The sequence below is a fragment of the Acinetobacter sp. A3 genome (assembly GCF_012371415.1).
Lineage (GTDB): Bacteria > Pseudomonadota > Gammaproteobacteria > Pseudomonadales > Moraxellaceae > Acinetobacter.
The window spans coordinates 1-17,203 of record NZ_JAAZQW010000046.1 but is presented as its reverse complement, the minus strand read 5'-3'; the positions used below and the strand labels follow the sequence as shown (position 1 = coordinate 17,203).

At 40.0% G+C, this 17,203-nt stretch carries 15 protein-coding genes; 11 read left to right on the top strand and 4 right to left on the bottom strand.

The window, feature by feature from the left end; genetic code table 11:
• On the top strand, positions 1 to 865 hold an 865-nt coding region (locus HHA42_RS11735), incomplete at its 5' end, for an FAD-binding protein (protein ID WP_168526593.1).
• A gap of 172 nt (positions 866 to 1,037) precedes the next feature.
• Here HHA42_RS11735 and HHA42_RS11730 read toward each other — a convergent pair.
• The 4 genes from HHA42_RS11730 to HHA42_RS11715 form a co-directional block, all read right to left on the bottom strand.
• The gene (locus tag HHA42_RS11730) at positions 1,038 to 1,892 is read right to left on the bottom strand and encodes an IclR family transcriptional regulator (protein WP_104487996.1); all 855 of its coding nucleotides are present in this window, start codon (positions 1,890 to 1,892) and stop codon (positions 1,038 to 1,040) included.
• Positions 1,893 to 2,033: 141 nt separating this feature from the next.
• Complete coding sequence (locus HHA42_RS11725) at positions 2,034 to 3,242, bottom strand: 3-oxoadipyl-CoA thiolase (RefSeq protein WP_168526591.1); 1,209 nt, start codon at positions 3,240 to 3,242, stop codon at positions 2,034 to 2,036.
• Positions 3,243 to 3,277: 35 nt separating this feature from the next.
• Complete coding sequence (locus HHA42_RS11720) at positions 3,278 to 4,798, bottom strand: 3-hydroxyacyl-CoA dehydrogenase (protein WP_168526589.1); 1,521 nt, start codon at positions 4,796 to 4,798, stop codon at positions 3,278 to 3,280.
• Between the two features lie 42 nt (positions 4,799 to 4,840).
• On the bottom strand, positions 4,841 to 5,626 hold the full coding sequence (locus HHA42_RS11715; protein WP_168526586.1) for an enoyl-CoA hydratase: 786 nt from the start codon (positions 5,624 to 5,626) through the stop codon (positions 4,841 to 4,843).
• 246 nt (positions 5,627 to 5,872) lie between these two features.
• Here HHA42_RS11715 and HHA42_RS11710 point away from each other — a divergent pair, with 246 nt between their 5' ends.
• From HHA42_RS11710 to HHA42_RS11665, 10 genes are all read left to right on the top strand, one after another.
• Positions 5,873 to 7,027 carry an acyl-CoA dehydrogenase family protein gene (locus HHA42_RS11710; RefSeq protein ID WP_160240975.1) on the top strand — a complete coding sequence of 385 codons (1,155 nt, stop codon included), beginning with the start codon at positions 5,873 to 5,875 and terminating at the stop codon, positions 7,025 to 7,027.
• 24 nt (positions 7,028 to 7,051) lie between these two features.
• A complete protein-coding gene (locus tag HHA42_RS11705) occupies positions 7,052 to 8,248 on the top strand; it encodes an acyl-CoA dehydrogenase (RefSeq protein ID WP_160240976.1) in 1,197 nt (398 codons plus the stop codon).
• A gap of 486 nt (positions 8,249 to 8,734) precedes the next feature.
• On the top strand, positions 8,735 to 9,502 hold the full coding sequence (gene badH, locus HHA42_RS11700; protein WP_104487735.1) for a 2-hydroxycyclohexanecarboxyl-CoA dehydrogenase: 768 nt from the start codon (positions 8,735 to 8,737) through the stop codon (positions 9,500 to 9,502).
• 115 nt (positions 9,503 to 9,617) lie between these two features.
• Positions 9,618 to 10,400, top strand: coding sequence for a 2-ketocyclohexanecarboxyl-CoA hydrolase (gene badI, locus HHA42_RS11695; RefSeq protein ID WP_086176643.1), 783 nt, complete (start codon positions 9,618 to 9,620; stop codon positions 10,398 to 10,400).
• 13 nt (positions 10,401 to 10,413) lie between these two features.
• Positions 10,414 to 11,571: a cyclohexanecarboxyl-CoA dehydrogenase gene (aliB, locus tag HHA42_RS11690; protein ID WP_104487737.1), complete on the top strand. Its 1,158-nt coding sequence runs from the start codon at positions 10,414 to 10,416 to the stop codon at positions 11,569 to 11,571.
• 149 nt (positions 11,572 to 11,720) lie between these two features.
• Positions 11,721 to 13,358 carry a cyclohexanecarboxylate-CoA ligase gene (aliA, locus tag HHA42_RS11685; RefSeq protein ID WP_168526584.1) on the top strand — a complete coding sequence of 546 codons (1,638 nt, stop codon included), beginning with the start codon at positions 11,721 to 11,723 and terminating at the stop codon, positions 13,356 to 13,358.
• 136 nt (positions 13,359 to 13,494) lie between these two features.
• The gene (locus HHA42_RS11680; protein WP_168526582.1) at positions 13,495 to 14,811 is read left to right on the top strand and encodes a DcaP family trimeric outer membrane transporter; all 1,317 of its coding nucleotides are present in this window, start codon (positions 13,495 to 13,497) and stop codon (positions 14,809 to 14,811) included.
• Between the two features lie 200 nt (positions 14,812 to 15,011).
• Positions 15,012 to 15,596 carry a TetR/AcrR family transcriptional regulator gene (locus tag HHA42_RS11675; RefSeq protein WP_168417925.1) on the top strand — a complete coding sequence of 195 codons (585 nt, stop codon included), beginning with the start codon at positions 15,012 to 15,014 and terminating at the stop codon, positions 15,594 to 15,596.
• Positions 15,597 to 15,873: 277 nt separating this feature from the next.
• Positions 15,874 to 15,996, top strand: coding sequence for a hypothetical protein (locus HHA42_RS13600; RefSeq protein ID WP_266095964.1), 123 nt, complete (start codon positions 15,874 to 15,876; stop codon positions 15,994 to 15,996).
• A gap of 2 nt (positions 15,997 to 15,998) precedes the next feature.
• Positions 15,999 to 17,114 carry an IS200/IS605 family accessory protein TnpB-related protein gene (locus HHA42_RS11665; RefSeq protein ID WP_354667088.1) on the top strand — a complete coding sequence of 372 codons (1,116 nt, stop codon included), beginning with the start codon at positions 15,999 to 16,001 and terminating at the stop codon, positions 17,112 to 17,114.
• Positions 17,115 to 17,203 lie beyond the last annotated feature (89 nt).

Genomic DNA, 17,203 nt, shown 5'->3' with positions numbered 1-17,203 from the left:
TGCAGCTCAAAAAATCGGTGGTGATATCACTGTATTGGTTGCGGGTTCTGGTGCACAAGCAGTTGCAGACCAAGCAGAAAAAGTTGCAGGAGTAAGCAAAGTATTACTTGCTGACAATGCTGCATATGCAAACCAATTGGCTGAAAATGTAGCGAAGCTTGTTGCTTCAATTGGTACAGGTTATTCACACATTCTTGCGGCGTCTACAACGACGGGCAAAAACGTACTTCCACGTGCTGCAGCACTTCTTGATGTTAGTATGATCACTGACATTATCGCTGTTGAAGGTCCTAAAACTTTCAAACGTCCAATCTATGCAGGTAACGCAATTGCAACCGTAGAGTCTGGTGAGTCTGTTGTTGTTGCAACTGTTCGTGGTACAGCATTTGATGCTGTAGCAAGCGATGGTGGTGCGGCTAGCGTTGAAGCTGCTGCGTCTACTGGCGATGCGGGTCTTTCTAAATTCATTTCAGAAGAAATTGTGAAATCTGAACGTCCAGAATTAACCGCTGCACGCATCGTGGTTTCTGGTGGTCGTGGTGTGGGTTCAGGTGAAAACTATCACAAAATCCTGGATCCATTAGCGGACAAATTGGGCGCAGCACAAGGTGCTTCACGTGCTGCAGTTGATGCCGGCTTCGTTCCTAACGACATGCAAGTCGGTCAAACTGGTAAAATCGTTGCGCCTGAGCTATACATCGCTGTTGGTATTTCTGGTGCGATCCAGCATTTGGCAGGTATGAAAGAGTCTAAAGTGATCGTTGCGATCAACAAAGATGAAGAAGCGCCAATTAACGCAGTAGCTGACTACTGGTTAGTGGGTGACTTGAATACTGTAGTTCCGGAATTGGTGTCTCATATTTAAAGATATTTGATGACTTAAATTAAAAAGCCAGTCTGTATAAACAGGCTGGCTTTTTAATGGGTTACTATTAATTCAATTGAGCTAAATAAATGTATATAGACTGAGGTGAGTCAAATCTTAGTCTCGAGTGATCTCACTTACAGAATGACATCGCTAGATTAAAAAAGCCTTTTTAAAGCGCATTTAACGCATCTTCAATATTTTGAACCATGTAAATTAGACGTGGCCCAATTTCATTTTCAAGCTTTTCTTGATTAACCAAATAGCTTGGTGCGCCGCAGTTAAAGACCAGTAAACCATGAATTGGATGTACCATAGGTACAGCAACAGAATTGACTTCTTTATGCCATTCACTCAAGGAAAGGCAATAACCATAGTTTCGATAATCGTGAAATGAACGTTCTAGCCCCCGCTTCATCATTGGCCATTCATCTTGATGGCGTTTTGATAAGGCTTCCATAATGAAATTGCGTTCGTTTTCAGGCAGTGCAGCCAAACACGCGCGGCCCATTGCAGTATTGTGTAAAGGGATTGTTGAACCAATCGGGCGACGCATGGTCAAATTCGATTCTGCCTGTACTACATCTAAATACAGCATATTTAAACGGTCGCGTGTTGCCATTGCGACAGGCGCCTGAGCATACTTTGCCATTTCTTCCATATAAGGACGAGCGTGGATACGTGCAGAAATATTTGAAAGGGAAGCATACCCGAGTGCTAATACACCTGTATCTAAGGTGTATTTTGTTGAATTGGGTAATTGTTTCAAATAACCCAAAGAAACTAAGGTATTGGTAATACGTGCAATGGTAGGTTTCGGTAAACCTGTTAATTGCGACAATTCTTGGTTGCCCAAAATTTGAGTTGTAGCGGTAAAACAACGCAGAATTTCCAAGCCACGTGCAAGGGACGCAATGAATTGCGGATTATTTTCGCGATGAATATGTGAAATTGGATCAAGGCGAATTTCATCTAAATTTATTTTTTTTTCTGTTTGCTCAAGAGCAATTTCATCTTGATGATTCATGATGTTCCATTTGTTTTTTAAATCAATACACAATGTATGATAACAATAAATTTCGCTATACAAAACTTTCTGAAGCTTTAAAGCCTAAGTTTCTGTATAGCGGAACCAATAAAAATTGTAATTTCACATATTTAATGCAATTTAACTTAGCTGTGTATTTTCAATGACCATCGCTAAACCTTGTCCAACTCCAATACATAGACTGATCACTGCATATTTTTTATTGCGGCGTTTTAACTCACGCGCCACAGTTAATGCAAGGCGTGCTCCCGAACAACCCAATGGATGACCAATCGCGATTGCACCACCATTTGGATTTACCCTTAGATCATCAAATGCAACATTTAAACCTTTCAGACAAGATAAAACTTGTGGTGCAAAGGCTTCATTAATTTCAATAATATTCATGTCATCAAGGCTGAGATTGGCACGCTTTAAGGCTTTATTAATCGCTTCAATTGGACCAGCACCCATAATACGAGGCTCAATACCCGAAGAAGCTGAAGCTAAAATTTTAGCCAGTGGTTGTAAGCCATATTTTTGTTTAACACTTTCGTTGCCAATGAGTAATGCTGCTGCGCCATCATTGACCCCAGATGCATTGCCAGCGGTGACTACACCGCCTTCAAATAAAGGTTTGAGTTTTTGTAATGCTTCAAAGTTTGATGAGGGGCGAGGATGTTCGTCTTCATCTACAATTTTCGGCGGAGCTTTACGGCCTTGCGGCACTTCAATTGCTAAAATTTCATCTTTAAAAAAGTCGTCTTGTTTGGCTTGTTGATATTTGGCCTGTGACGCTGCTGCAAAACGATCGGATTCTTCGCGGCTGATCCCATAAGCTTTTGCAACATTGTCACCTGTTTGCGGCATAGAGTCGTTGCCATATAGTTTGGTTAAAATCGGATTCGGAAAACGAGAACCAATGGTGCTATCAAACATTTTTATGTCACGGCTGTAAGCAGATTCTGCTTTGGCTAGAACAAAGGGCGCACGTGACATACTTTCAACACCGCCAGCAATATAAAGGTTGCCTTCACCGCAGTGAATTGCGCGAGCTGCATCAACAACAGCTGCTAAACCACTAGCACATAATCGATTGACAGTTTGACCAGCGACACTAACGGGCAGCTCTGCGAGTAATAAAGCATTGCGTGCTACATTTCGACAATCTTCACCCGCTTGATTGGTGCTACCCAAGATCACTTCTTCAATATCAGTGGCGTCAATACCCGTTTTTTGTACTAAAGATTTAATCACTTGTGCCACAAGATTATCTGGACGGATACTGGCAAGACTACCTGCATGGCGACCAATTGGCGTGCGTAAGCCATCGTAAATATATGCATTCATAACATTCTTTCCTTGAAGTTTTTTAATCTAAAAATTTAGCGTTGATAGTTGAGTGATAGATTCAGTTTGCAGCGTCTTTGTAACCACGGACTTGGTCTATAACGTGGGTCATGACTGATACTTGAAATACGCTCGAGAACTCTTAAAATCTTTTCTTTGCCGATTACATCGCCCCATTCAATCGGGCCAAATGGATAACCAAGTCCAAGTTTCACTGCGGCATTGATATCTTTAACTGTGGCAATTTTCTGTTGCGCCATATCGCAAGCCAAATTCACCACCATGGCAAGAACACGTTGTGAAACAAAGCCTAAGCTTTCTTCAATCACTATAGTTTCGGAGTTTTGCTGATTGAATAGATCCAGCGCAGCTTCAATCATTTTTGGCTGAGTCAGCAGGCTAGGCATTAACGTGCAGCATTGCTCAAAATTACCCAACATATCAATACAAACAACTTGTTCAGGATTGACGCCTAGACGTTGTGCGCTATGTGTTGCGTCATCGCCATAATTGGCAATTAGAATTAAATCTTCATTATTGGGCTGAGCATTGAGATTAATTTGAATCCCTTTTTGTGTTAAATAAGTGCTGAGTTTTTTATGATCATCATCAAATTCTGTACTAAGCCATACTGTTTTTAAATCATGATGATTTGCTGAGTACTTAGGAATAATTGCAATCTCTTGCTTGGCTTGATCAATGTATTTATAAAATCCTTCACCTGTTTTGCGGCCTAGTTTTTTCCCAATGAGCATTTGTTGTGTTAATACATTCGGGCGATAGCGTGGCTCTTGATAATATTGGTTGTAAATTGACAGCATGACAGGATGGGAAACATCTAAGCCAGTCAGATCCAGCAGTTCAAAAGGTCCCATCTTAAAACCTAAGGATTTTTTCAAAATGAGATCGATTTCAGTAACGGATGCAACATTTTCACTCAAAATTTTAAGTGCTTCTGTTCCATATGCACGACCTGCATGATTAATAATAAATCCCGGCGTATCTTTAGTACGTACAGGGTGATGACCCATATTGCGGGAAAGTTCTGAGAGCTGTTCAATAATCTGTGTATCGGTATGTAAGCCTTGAATGATTTCAACCACTTTCATTAAAGGTACAGGGTTGAAGAAGTGATAGCCAACGACTCGTTCTGGATGCTGGCATTCTGCGGCGATTTCAGTAATGGACAGGGAGGAAGTATTTGACGCCAATATACATTGCGGACCAACAATGCTCTCAAGCTGTTTCATCAGCGTTTGCTTGATGTCTAATTTTTCAATAATTGCTTCAATAATCAAATCACACGAATGCAGATCTTGAATATTTGCAACAATATGTAAGTTGGATAAAGCTTGCTCAAGTTCAGATTGAGAAATTTTATTTTTTTCGACTAATCGGCTGAATGTCGTATTTAATTTTTCATAAGCATTTTTCGCCGCATTGGGCTGTGTATCATATAAGTAAACTGGAAGATTGGCTTGAACGGCAATTTGAACAATGCCAATTCCCATAATTCCTGCGCCGATCACTCCAATGTTTTTGATTCGTCTTTCCATGTTCACCTCAATAGTGTTTAATCAATCTTGCACTGATGTTTATTATTTGCCTTGATAGCTCGGTTTGCGTTTTTCTAAAAATGCGGCCATGCCTTCTTTTTGATCTTCAGTATTAAAGAGCAATTGGAACGCTTTACGTTCAAGGGATAGACCCGCCTGCAAAGGCACATCTTCACTAAGTAAAACGACTTCTTTTATTTGCTCTAGGGCAATTGAGGGAAGCTTGGCGATTTGCTGTGCCATTTTATAAGCGGTATTTAAGGTCTCAGTATCCTCTGTAACTTGAGAAACTAATCCCATAGCGAAGGCTTCTTCTGCAGATATAAGACAGCCGGTCATAATCATGCGCATAGCTTGAAATTTACCGACCGCGCGGACTAAACGCTGTGTGCCTCCAGCACCAGGCATAATGCCAACTTTAATTTCAGGCTGACCAAATTGTGCATTTTGACCTGCAATAATAATGTCGGCATGCATGGCCAGTTCACAGCCGCCGCCCAAAGCAAAACCATTAACTGCGGCAATAATCGGTTTGGGGCAATTGGCAATGGTTTGCCAGTAACGTTCGGTTCGACGTAAATACACGTCCATTGAACTTGCTTCGGCAAGTTCGGTTAAGTCAGCACCTGCAGCAAAAACATCATCACCACCAGTTAAAATAATCACTCGGATATCATCATTTTCAACTTGCTGAGCAACAGCCTTAGCAAGCATTTTACGCACTTGTGTATTCAGTGCATTTCTTGCTTCAGGGCGGTTAATTTTTATTGTCGCTACTGCAGGAAGTGCATAATCAATCTGAACAACTTTATTTTGATTCACTTTCATAAATTCCGTATAGCAAAATTAAATTTACAAAACAATTTAAGTCAAATTTGTTCGTTGTTCAATCAAAATGGTAGTAAAAAATAAATTATCTTAAAAAAATCGAATTTTTGTAATTATTTTTATAAATATACACAAATTTAATTGTCAGAACAGGGTAATATTGATAATGTATTTCGCATAACGAAATTTAATACCTGTTTTGATAATTAAAGGAAGTCTCATCCTAAAAATGGACTAGGAGAAAAAATGATTCGTGACGAACAGATGTTAGAGCAATTGTTATCGACGCTTCGTGATTTTGTGAAAAATGTATTAAGACCGCTAGAGCATGAAGTTGATGAAACAGATGCGATCCCTGAACATATTGTGCAGCAAATGCGTGAAATGGGGCTTTTTGGTTTAACGATTCCAGAAGAGTTTGGTGGGCTTGGTATTACCATGGAAGAAGAAGTTCGTGTAGCTTTTGAGCTTGGTCATACTTCTGCTGCATTTCGCTCTTTAATCGGAACAAATAACGGTATCGGTTCAAGTGGTATTTTGATCGACGGTACGGAAGAACAGAAACGGAAATATCTGCCGCGCTATGCAAGCGGTGAAATTATCGGTTCATTCTGCTTAACGGAACCAGATTCAGGTTCAGATGCCGCAGCATTAAAAACGTCAGCTGTGAAAGACGGCGACTATTATGTATTAAATGGAACAAAACGTTTTATCACCAATGCTCCGCGTGCACAGACATTTACTGTAATGGCTCGCACCAATCCTGAAATCAAAGGCGCAGCGGGCATTTCAGCCTTTTTGGTAGAAGCTGGTACTGCAGGTTTGTCATTGGGTAAAATTGATAAAAAGATGGGTCAAAAAGGCTCTTATACCTGTGATGTAATTTTTGATAATTGCCGCGTGCATAAGGATCAGCTGATTGGTGGCGTTGAAGGCGTGGGCTTTAAAACGGCGATGAAAGTCCTTGATAAAGGACGTTTGCATATTGCTGCCTATAGCGCTGGTATGGCGGAGCGAATGCTTGATGATGCTTTGAATTATGCCATTGAACGTAAGCAATTCGGCCAGCCGATTGCAAATTTCCAGCTCATTCAAGGTATGTTGGCTGACTCTAAAACTGAAATTTATGCAGCCAAATGCATGGTATTAGATGCTGCGCGCCGCCGTGATTTAGGTGAAAACATCAGTACGGAAGCATCGTGCTCGAAAATGTTTGCAACAGAAATGTGTGGCCGTGTTGCAGACCGCTGCTTACAGATTCATGGTGGTGCAGGTTATATCAGTGAGTATTCAATCGAACGCTTTTACCGCGATGTACGTTTGTTCCGTTTATACGAAGGTACCACCCAGATTCAGCAGATTATTATTGCACGTGACATGATCAAAGCAGCGACTGCATAACATGATAAATTGAGGAAAAACAAAATGAAAAATACAAAGTTTAACTGGCAAGACCCGTTTTTAATCGAACAGCAATTGACCTCAGAAGAGCGCATGATCCGTGATGCAGCGGCGGCATACTGTCAGGACAAGCTGATGCCACGAGTACTGGAACAGTTCCGTCATGAGCAGACTGATCCTGCCATTTTCCGTGAGATGGGTGAGCTTGGTTTGCTTGGCCCGACCATACCTGAACAGTACGGCGGTGCAGGTTTGAACTATGTCAGTTATGGTCTGATTGCTCGTGAAGTTGAACGTGTCGATTCAGGTTATCGTTCAATGGCCAGTGTACAAAGTTCACTGGTGATGGTGCCGATTAATGAATTTGGTTCTGAAGAGCAAAAACAGAAGTATTTACCAAAATTAGCCACCGGTGAATACATTGGTTGTTTCGGCCTGACGGAGCCAGATCATGGTTCTGATCCAGGCAGCATGATTACCCGTGCTAAAAAAGTCGATGGTGGTTACCGCTTAACTGGCGCAAAAATGTGGATTACTAACAGTCCGATTGCTGATGTATTTGTGGTCTGGGCCAAAGAAGTCTCTGCTGAAGGCAATGTCGGTGACATTCGTGGCTTTATTTTGGAAAAAGGTTGGGAAGGGCTTTCTGCTCCAGCAATTCACGGTAAAGTGGGCTTGCGTGCCTCGATCACTGGTGAAATCGTGATGGATAACGTTTTTGTTCCTGAAGAAAATGCTTTCCCTGAAATACGTGGATTGCGTGGTCCATTTACCTGTCTAAACAGTGCCCGTTACGGTATTGCTTGGGGGGCGATGGGTGCTGCAGAATTCTGTTGGCATACGGCACATCAATACACTATGGATCGAAAGCAATTTGGTCGTCCCTTAGCTGCGAATCAGTTAATTCAAAAAAAACTGGCCGATATGCAAACTGAAATCGCTCTTGGCTTACAGGTGGCTTTACGTTTTGGTCGTATGAAAGATGAAGGCATTGCATCAGTTGAAGGTACGTCTTTAATTAAGCGTAATAACTGCGGTAAGGCACTGGATATTGCACGTTTGGCACGTGACATGATGGGTGGTAACGGGATTTCTGATGAGTTTGGTGTAGCCCGTCATCTGGTCAACCTGGAAGTCGTGAATACCTATGAAGGTACACATGATGTGCATGCATTAATTCTTGGGCGAGCGCAAACGGGTATACCAGCATTTTGTAATTGATCCGTAAGGGGGGTACTTTTAAAAGAACACAGCAATCCATTGTTTAAATACACAATGGGTAGTTGAGTGTTATTTTTCAATCTGTTTTTTTTAAAGGCATTACTTTCGTTGTAGTGCCTTTTTTATGCCAATTGGACAGTTTAAAACATTTTTATTATAAAAAATATTAAATTTCATTATGCGGAATATTTTAATATTTGAGTCAAATTTTAAAACTTATATGCATAAATAAAGATGCTATTTTTTAAGTTTAATTATTTTGAAATTAATAACATCCAAATATGTAACAAAATATTGCAAATAATAACCTTTATTTTGAATAATAAACATAAATAACAATGAGATATGGTTATATGAATGGAATTAATTAAATTTCGTATAGCAAAATATAACAATGAATAATTGAAATTAATTTTCTTTTTGTCTATGTTAGATTTATCGATTAAAAGATCATAATTCTGAATAACACAAAGAAGGGATACAGGTATGAAAGGCCTAAAGGATAAAGTCATTATTGTAACAGGCGGTGCTGGCGGTATTGGCAGTGCGACATGTAAACGCTTAGCGCAGGAAGGCGCAAAGGTTGCGGTATTTGACATGAATATTGACGCTGCACAAAAGCTAGTAACAGATATTCAAAATGCAGGCGGAAATGCACTAGCAGTGCAGTGCGATATTACCAATAAAGAAGTCGTTGATCAGGCGATTGTGCAAACAGAAGCCGAACTTGGTCCAATCAATGGTCTTGTAAACAATGCAGGTTGGGATATCTTCAAACCATTTATTAAATCTGTTCCTGACGAGTGGGAAAAACTGATTCAAATCAATTTAGTCGGTATGTTGAATATGCACCATGCTGTACTTAAAGGCATGGTTGAGCGCAATCAAGGACGTATCGTTAATATTGCATCAGACGCCGCGCGCGTGGGTTCATCAGGCGAAGCGGTATATGCAGCGTGTAAGGGCGGATTGTTGTCTTTCTCTAAAACTTTAGCACGTGAGCATTCGCGCAATAACATTACGATCAATGTAATTTGTCCAGGCCCAACAGATACAGCACTTTTAGCGGGTGTAACTGAGGGAGCATCGAATCCTGAAAAACTTCGTGAAGCATTTACTCGTGCTATCCCGCTAGGCCGTTTAGGTCAGCCGGATGATCTTGCTTCATCTATCGCATTTTTCTTAAGTGATGATGCGAGCTTTATTACAGGACAAGTCCTGAGTGTCTCTGGTGGTTTAACCATGAATGGTTAATTGACTTACAATGCGCAGAGTTAAGTAATACACAATAGACTCTAGTGAATTTGAAAGTCCTAACACCATATGAAGTAAAAAGTTAAAAAGTAGTTTTCAAGGAAAGGAAAAAACAATGAATTTTGAAGATATTTTATACGAAGTAAAAAATGGTGTGGCATGGATTACCATTAACCGTCCAGAAAAAATGAATGCTTTTCGTGGACAAACCTGTGACGAAATTATCCGTGCATTAAACAAAGCCGGCTATGACCGCGAAATTGGTGCAATTGTCCTGACTGGTGCGGGCGAAAAAGCCTTCTGTACTGGAGGAGATCAATCTGCACATGATGGCAACTATGATGGTCGAGGGACAATTGGTTTGCCGATGGAAGAGCTGCATACCGCTATTCGTGATGTACCGAAACCAGTAATTGCCCGTGTACAAGGTTATGCAATTGGCGGTGGTAATGTTTTAGCGACCATTTGTGATTTAACCATTTGTTCTGAAAATGCAATTTTCGGTCAAGTGGGTCCAAAAATGGGTTCAGTAGATCCGGGCTTTGGTACAGCGTATTTAGCCCGTGTTGTCGGTGAGAAGAAAGCACGTGAAATTTGGTATTTATGCCGCCGCTATAAAGGTCAAGAAGCTGTCGATATTGGTTTAGCCAATAAATGCGTACCTGCAGATCAATTAGACGCAGAAGTACAAGCTTGGGCAGAAGAAATTTGTGAACGTAGCCCGACGGCAATTGCCATTGCTAAACGTAGCTTCAATATGGATACAGCACATCAAGCTGGCATTGCAGGCATGGGCATGTACGCTTTGAAGCTTTATTACGATACAGAAGAGTCACGTGAAGGTGTCAATGCGCTCAAAGAAAAACGCACACCTGAATTCCGTAAATTCTTTAAGTAAGGAGAAACAAGCCATGAATAAAAATCCTTACATCTCTGAAGATTTAGAGTTTTTAGCCGAAACTGTTGAAAAATTTGCGCAAAAGTATATTGCTCCAGGTTTTTTAGAACGTGATCAAAGCCGAATTTTTGATCGTGATTTAGTTAAAAAAATGGGTGAAATGGGCTTTATCGCACCTGAATTGCCTGAACAATATGGTGGTCAAGGCATGGGGCGATTGGCAGCTGGCGTGATTCATGAAGCCGTTGCAAAATCCGATTTAAGCTTTTCTTATATCAATTTATTGGCATCACTGAATGGTCAAATTTTGGCGGAACATGGCGATCCAGAAGTAGTAGAGCCATGGCTGCGCAAATTAACTGCTGGTGAAGCTATTTTTTCCATTGGATTAACCGAGCCGCGCGGCGGTTCAGATGCAGCCAGCCTGCGTCTTAAAATTGAGCGTGATGGCGATGAATACGTGCTCAATGGTGAAAAGACCTCAATTTCTGCTGCCGATCAAGCTGATGCATCGGTCATTTTTGGGCGTACAGGGACGATTGAATCCGGTGCGCATGGCGTGACGGCTGTCTTAGTACCGATGGATTTACCGGGCATCACCACGACCCGTTTCGATTGTCATGGTCAGCGTGCAATTGGCCGTGGTTCAATTTTCTTTGACAATGTTCGGGTTCCGGTTAATCACCGCTTGGGGGAAGAGAATAAGGGCTTCGTTCAAGTCATGCAAGGCTTTGACTTTTCCCGTGCATTGATTGGTTTGCAAGTACTTGCTGTAGCACGTGTGTCTTTGGATGAGGCTTGGGAATATGCTGCGCAGCGTGAAGCTTTTGGTAAGCCATTGACAGCATTCCAAGGTGTTTCACATCCATTAGCGGACTATGAAACTCAAGTCGAGGCAGCCCGTTTATTATGTTTACAGACTTTATGGTTGAAAGATAATAACTTGCCGCATACCGCAGAAGCGGGCATGTGTAAGTGGTGGGGGCCTAAATTGGCTTACGATGTTGTTCACCAATGCTTGCTGACTTTCGGTCATGCAGGTTATGACCGTGGTGTGATGGAACAGCGTATGCGTGATGTACTTGGTTTTCAAATTGGCGATGGCACTGCGCAAATTATGAAAACGATTATTGCCAGACATAAAGCGGGACGTAAGGCAGTACCGGCGTAAACAACCATTAAACAGTTTGATATGTCTATTACCTGAATTTACTGTAAGGTAATAGGCATATATTGAAATGAAATAAGAAAAGCAGCTGTGCGTTGGAAATAAGCGTTTTGAAACAAAACGGTTGGATAATTATAAATTGGAGTTATGGAATGGATTTCGATGCGGTTCTTTTACCCCCTCGCAGGGAAAAAATGATTCAAGAAGGTTACTGGCTGAATAAAACTATCCTGCAATCCTTAAATGAAGCAGTACACCAGCATCCAGATAAAATTGGTTTGGTGAGCTATAAAACGGAAAATCAGTCTGAAACCAGCTTTACTTATCGTGAAATGCTGCATACAGCCAATCGTATTGCTTTGGGGCTAAAGCGCCTAGGTGTGCAAAAGCAAGATATCGTTTCTTGCCAATTACCAAACTGGTGGGAATTTACACTGCTGTATATTGCTTGCCGACGTATTGGTGCTGTACTTAATCCACTAATGCCGATTTTTAGAGAGCGCGAACTTTCTTTTATGTTGAAACATACAGAAAGCAAAGTTTTTATTGTGCCTAAAATCTTCCGTAAATTTGATTATGAAAAATTAGCCAATCAGCTACAAAGGAATATACCAAGCCTTGAGCACGTTGTTGTCATTGGTGGAGAAGGTGAAAACAGCTTTGAAAAACTACTGCTCAATCATGGTTTAGACAAAGATCCGCAAATTCTCAATACACTGAATGACGTCACGATTACTGCAGATGATATTGCTCAATTAGTCTTTACCTCAGGCACAACAGGTGAACCAAAAGGTGTAATGCATACGGCAAATACTTTATTTTCCAATATTGTGCCTTATGCGAAACGTCTGCATTTGGATAAAGATGATGTGATCTTAATGGGTTCGCCAATGGCTCATCAGACCGGCTTTATGTATGGCTTAATTATGCCTGTACTGCTGAAAGCAAAAGCCGTGCTCTTGGATGTTTGGGACGTCAATGTTGCGATTGACTTGATTCATAAGCACCAAGCGACATTTACTATGGCTTCTACGCCATTTCTAAATGATCTTTCTGAAGCGGTAATGGAGTCTCATCAATCACTTGATAGCTTGAAATTATTTTTATGTGCTGGAGCGCCAATTCCAAGTACTTTGGTACAAAAAGCGCGTCAAAACATGGGGGTTAAGGTTATATCTGCTTGGGGTATGACTGAGTGCGGTGCTGTGACCATGACCTGTCCAGAAGATGATGACGAACGCTCATTCAATACCGATGGTCTGCCATTGCCCGGAGTTGAAGTGAAAATTGTTGGTGATGACGGTGAAACACTTGCACCTATGCAATCTGGCACACTGATGATTCGTTGCTGTTCAAATTTTGGCGGATATTTAAAACGTCCACATCTGAATGAAACCAATGCAGAGGATTGGTTTGATACAGGTGATATTGCCTATCAAGATGAGCAAGGTTATATCCGCATTGCAGGTCGTAAAAAAGACGTCATTATCCGTGGTGGGGAGAATATCCCAGTCGCTGAAGTGGAATCATTAATTTATTTACATCCTGAGATCGCAACTGTTGCTTTGGTGCCATATCCAGATGAACGTATGGGTGAAAAAGCTTGTGCAGTTGTGAAATTGAAAAATCCAGAGTATGAGCTGACATTACCAACACTGTTGGAATTTTTGAAGACTCACCAATTGGCCAATCAATATTTACCAGAACGCTTAGAAGTTTGGGATGAGCTTCCAATGACGCCATCAGGCAAAATTCAAAAATTCAAAATTCGTGAATTATTGGCGAATTAAAACTTAAAAAGATGGATGAAAAAATCCGAACATTGCCATTCGATAAATAATTGTAGTGAGTTTACCAATAGCTTTGTTCGGACTAAAAACGTGGATATCTGTAATTAATCATTTGGGGAAGAAAAGGATTTTTACCATGAAAAAAAATGTACAGTTTTATGCTAAAAGCACACTCACCTTGTCAATGTTGGTTTTGACATCAATGACACATGCAGAGTTGAGTTTGCAACAGCAAGTTGATCAATTGCAGCAACAGGTTCAAGCCTTGCAAGAGTTAGTACAGCAACAGCAAAAAGTTTATGATCAAAAGTTAATCGAGCAGAAAATAGCAACTGCACCAGTACTGGTTGAAAGTGTCACACCACAAAAGGCTCCGTCACCTGCACTACAACATACGACAAAAGGTGGTGCTGAATTTGAACTATATGGCAATGTACGTGCGGACATGAGTTACCAAATGAAAGGTCCAAGCACTATGTATAACTTCATTAGCGGCGTACCGTTAGAGGGCGCTCCTGAGGAGCGTGAAAATTCAGATAAATTCCAAAGTACATTAAATGCCACGCGTTTCGGCTTTAATTTTAAAACACCACAGCTGGGTGATCATGCTATTGGTGGTAAAGTGGAAATGGATTTTTTTGGTGGTGCTGGTCGCGATACTTTTCGTATACGTCATGCTTATATGACTTATGATCAATGGCTATTGGGTCAAACTTGGTCAAACTTTAACGCTATAGAATATTTTCCTGAAACAGTAGATGCATCACTTTCTGTCGGCGGGTCATTAACTCGCGTACCGCAAATCAAATATTCAGTTCCTGTGAACCCTAATCTGAATTTGGCATTTAGTTTGGAAGATTCGAAAGCTGAAACAGATCCCGATGCGAAATTAAAATTACCATCAGCAACTGGGCGTGTGAATTATAAATTTGATAATGGTTCAGCACTTTCTGGACGTGCTTTTGTGACCCAAAAAGCGACCAACCATGAGGGTAATGATGATTTCTTAGCATGGGGCGTGGCATTAGGCGGAAAATATCAGGTATCTGAAAATACCTTAGTTCGCTTCGACTATAACCACATTAAAGGGGATACCAAGAACTTACTTTGGTCCAATAAGGCCTATGTTTTTGATGGAAATAATAAAATGCGTGCCAATCAGTTTGATGCGATTAGCGTCGGTTTAACGCAAAAAATCACGCCTAAAATCCGCTCAACATTAGGTTTTGGCTATATGAAGGCAGATGATAATAATAGCTTTGCACAGCTGGTACGTAATGGTAATGATGAAACCCAAAATTCCGAGCTAAAAGAAGGCTGGATTAACTTATTCTACAATCCAGTGAAACCGGTGAATTTTGGTCTGGAGTATATGTATGGTGAACGTAAAACATTTAATGATAAAAAGGGTATAGATAATCGACTGAATTTCACGGCAATTTATGATTTTTAAAACAATTTTAAGTAGATGTTAATGTCTGCGGGTTCTATCTTTTTATATGACTATGTATAAAGTAATGGAAAATTCCCCTTTGTGGAGTGTTTTACATGCATATAAGTATTGTAATTAGCTGTTTTATTTACATAAATTAGATAGAGTCCCTTGGGCTAACATAGTCTTCCTTATGTTGAAATATTATAAGCGAAAATGATATGAGTTTGGTAAGAAATCAAAAAATTATATTAAATAAACAAAAAATTCTAGAGTCAGCAGAAAGGATTTTAATTGATCAATGTAAGAATATTGTGATCGATAACTTAGCCAAAGAAGTAGATATGGCAAAGGGCACCATATACAAATATTTTAAGAGTAAAAATCAAATATATTTGGAAATTTTAATCCAAAATGAAAAACGGTTATTAGATATTTCAATAAACTACAATAAAGATATTCAGATGTTTTTATCAAATTTTATGTTGTATCATCTGAATAATTCATATCGAACGATTAAATTGCATACAATAGAGGAACAGATTACCAGTCAAGAACGAAAACTGAATCCTTTATTTGATGAGCTGTATTCTATACGTGAAAAAAGAATTGTTGAAATGAAAGATATTACAGCAGAACATTTAAAACGGGTGGGAAGTGTATTTTCTGTTCGTGATTATTTTTCTTATATTTGGAGTATTACCTATGGGGTTGCTTTGCTTATCAGTTCAAACAGCTGTAAACATGCAAGGGGGGATAAAGAGAAATTGATCAATTTTTACATCGATCAAGTAATTAATATTTAAGGTTGAAATGTAGAGATTATCTTTGAGTAAGTAGCTTGGAGTTCTTTGATATTTGAATGGAACTGATCCCAGTTCCTAGACATGAGACATCCTCATTTTCAAGCTGCCTCAAAGGCTTATGGATTCACTCCCATCCCGCTAAAATCACAAGATTTAATTAATCTCTATTTTTTGTTAAGTGCATGACTTTTAATAGGTCGCAGATATGCTAACTTAGTAACATTGTTTAACATTAAGTATAAAACCAAAGCGGTTGATCTTGGATTGAGGAAATAAAATGCATTCATTGGAACAAAAATTTCTAAATGACTTAGATGACAAGCTTTGGAAAGCCGCCGATAAATTACGCAGCAGTCTAGATGCAGCCAACTATAAGCATATTGGGCAGAGTAAAACTTGAATGTGCAAAAGTACAAACAGCTTGAGAAACAAGCTGTTTTACTTGGTCGTGTTCGCAGTGAAGTTTGGGCTAAATATGGTGCTGTTGCAGGCTTAAATATCAGTGACAGGGCTATTCGTGATGCGTGGATGAAAGAAGGTCGCAACTTCGGTGTATCTGCAAATGCGTGGAAAGAAACCCTGCGTGACTGTATGGGTGATATTAAAGCCTATCGTGAAGCTGCCAAGGAAAAGGTCAAACAAGCTATTCGCAAACGTACGACTTGCGACAATGAACGTAAAAGACTCTATACGCTGCTAAAAAAAGATGAATGGACAACAGATAATTTCCTCCATCGTCAGATGCGTAAGCATTTTCGGCATGGTGTTAATCACACACATAATCAAATTATTGTTCGTGCGGATATGTGTAAAACCTTTGAGTTAAATGGTCAATGTTGGCTTAAAGTACCAAGCCTAATCCCTCGACAAACCATTAAAATCCCATTAAATACGACTGTTGATTTTGCACCGCAAGGCACATTAAGAATTATTCTAAAAAATGGCAATATTGAAGTTCATTCAACCTATGATGCAGTTGAAACACAAGATTGTGGTCAGGAAACAGTAGGTGTTGATAAAGGGTACTCAGAAGCTTTTGTGGACTCTGATGGCGATGTATATGGGAGTGGTCTAGGCAAGCTGATCTCAAGTGAATCAGATTATTTAAATCAAAAGTACAAGCACAGAAACAAGCTCAGAGCGATTGCTAAAGCTAAACCACACAAGAAACAGAAAATTGAGTTAAATAATCTAGGTCGCAAGAAGCTAGATAAAAGGCAAGATGCTCAGAAAGCAAAGCTCAAAACATTAATATTTACAGCAACTCACAAGTTGGTTGATAAAGCCAAAGTGATTGTTGCGGAAGATTTAACATCCCCAATTCAAAGTAAACGCAACTATGGCAAAAACACCAATAGACGCTTAAATACATGGGCTAAAGGTTTGTTAGCTAATGCCCTAACTTCTATATCTCACCGTAGAGGTTCTACGGTGCATCTAGTCAATTCTGCATATACTTCGCAAAGTGATTCTTTCTTGCATGGCCTTTTAATAGGTACACGTAAGGGAGATCGTTAGAGATGGATCCGGAAATTTGAACAACTCCTATAAGTGATATTCTGCTCCTCAAATGATGTTATAAACATCAATATATGGAGTATTTTATG

What these genes read in the sequence shown, in the direction of transcription:
- HHA42_RS11680 (WP_168526582.1), top strand. Translation starts at nt 13,495, where the DNA reads ATGAAAAAAAATGTACAGTTTTATGCTAAAAGCACACTCACCTTGTCA.
- HHA42_RS11720 (WP_168526589.1), bottom strand. Translation starts at nt 4,798, where the DNA reads ATGGAAAGACGAATCAAAAACATTGGAGTGATCGGCGCAGGAATTATG.
- HHA42_RS13600 (WP_266095964.1), top strand. Translation starts at nt 15,874, where the DNA reads ATGCATTCATTGGAACAAAAATTTCTAAATGACTTAGATGACAAGCTT.
- HHA42_RS11705 (WP_160240976.1), top strand. Translation starts at nt 7,052, where the DNA reads ATGAAAAATACAAAGTTTAACTGGCAAGACCCGTTTTTAATCGAACAG.
- HHA42_RS11675 (WP_168417925.1), top strand. Translation starts at nt 15,012, where the DNA reads ATGAGTTTGGTAAGAAATCAAAAAATTATATTAAATAAACAAAAAATT.
- HHA42_RS11710 (WP_160240975.1), top strand. Translation starts at nt 5,873, where the DNA reads ATGATTCGTGACGAACAGATGTTAGAGCAATTGTTATCGACGCTTCGT.
- HHA42_RS11715 (WP_168526586.1), bottom strand. Translation starts at nt 5,626, where the DNA reads ATGAAAGTGAATCAAAATAAAGTTGTTCAGATTGATTATGCACTTCCT.
- aliB (WP_104487737.1), top strand. Translation starts at nt 10,414, where the DNA reads ATGAATAAAAATCCTTACATCTCTGAAGATTTAGAGTTTTTAGCCGAA.
- badH (WP_104487735.1), top strand. Translation starts at nt 8,735, where the DNA reads ATGAAAGGCCTAAAGGATAAAGTCATTATTGTAACAGGCGGTGCTGGC.
- aliA (WP_168526584.1), top strand. Translation starts at nt 11,721, where the DNA reads ATGGATTTCGATGCGGTTCTTTTACCCCCTCGCAGGGAAAAAATGATT.
- badI (WP_086176643.1), top strand. Translation starts at nt 9,618, where the DNA reads ATGAATTTTGAAGATATTTTATACGAAGTAAAAAATGGTGTGGCATGG.
- HHA42_RS11730 (WP_104487996.1), bottom strand. Translation starts at nt 1,892, where the DNA reads ATGAATCATCAAGATGAAATTGCTCTTGAGCAAACAGAAAAAAAAATA.
- HHA42_RS11725 (WP_168526591.1), bottom strand. Translation starts at nt 3,242, where the DNA reads ATGAATGCATATATTTACGATGGCTTACGCACGCCAATTGGTCGCCAT.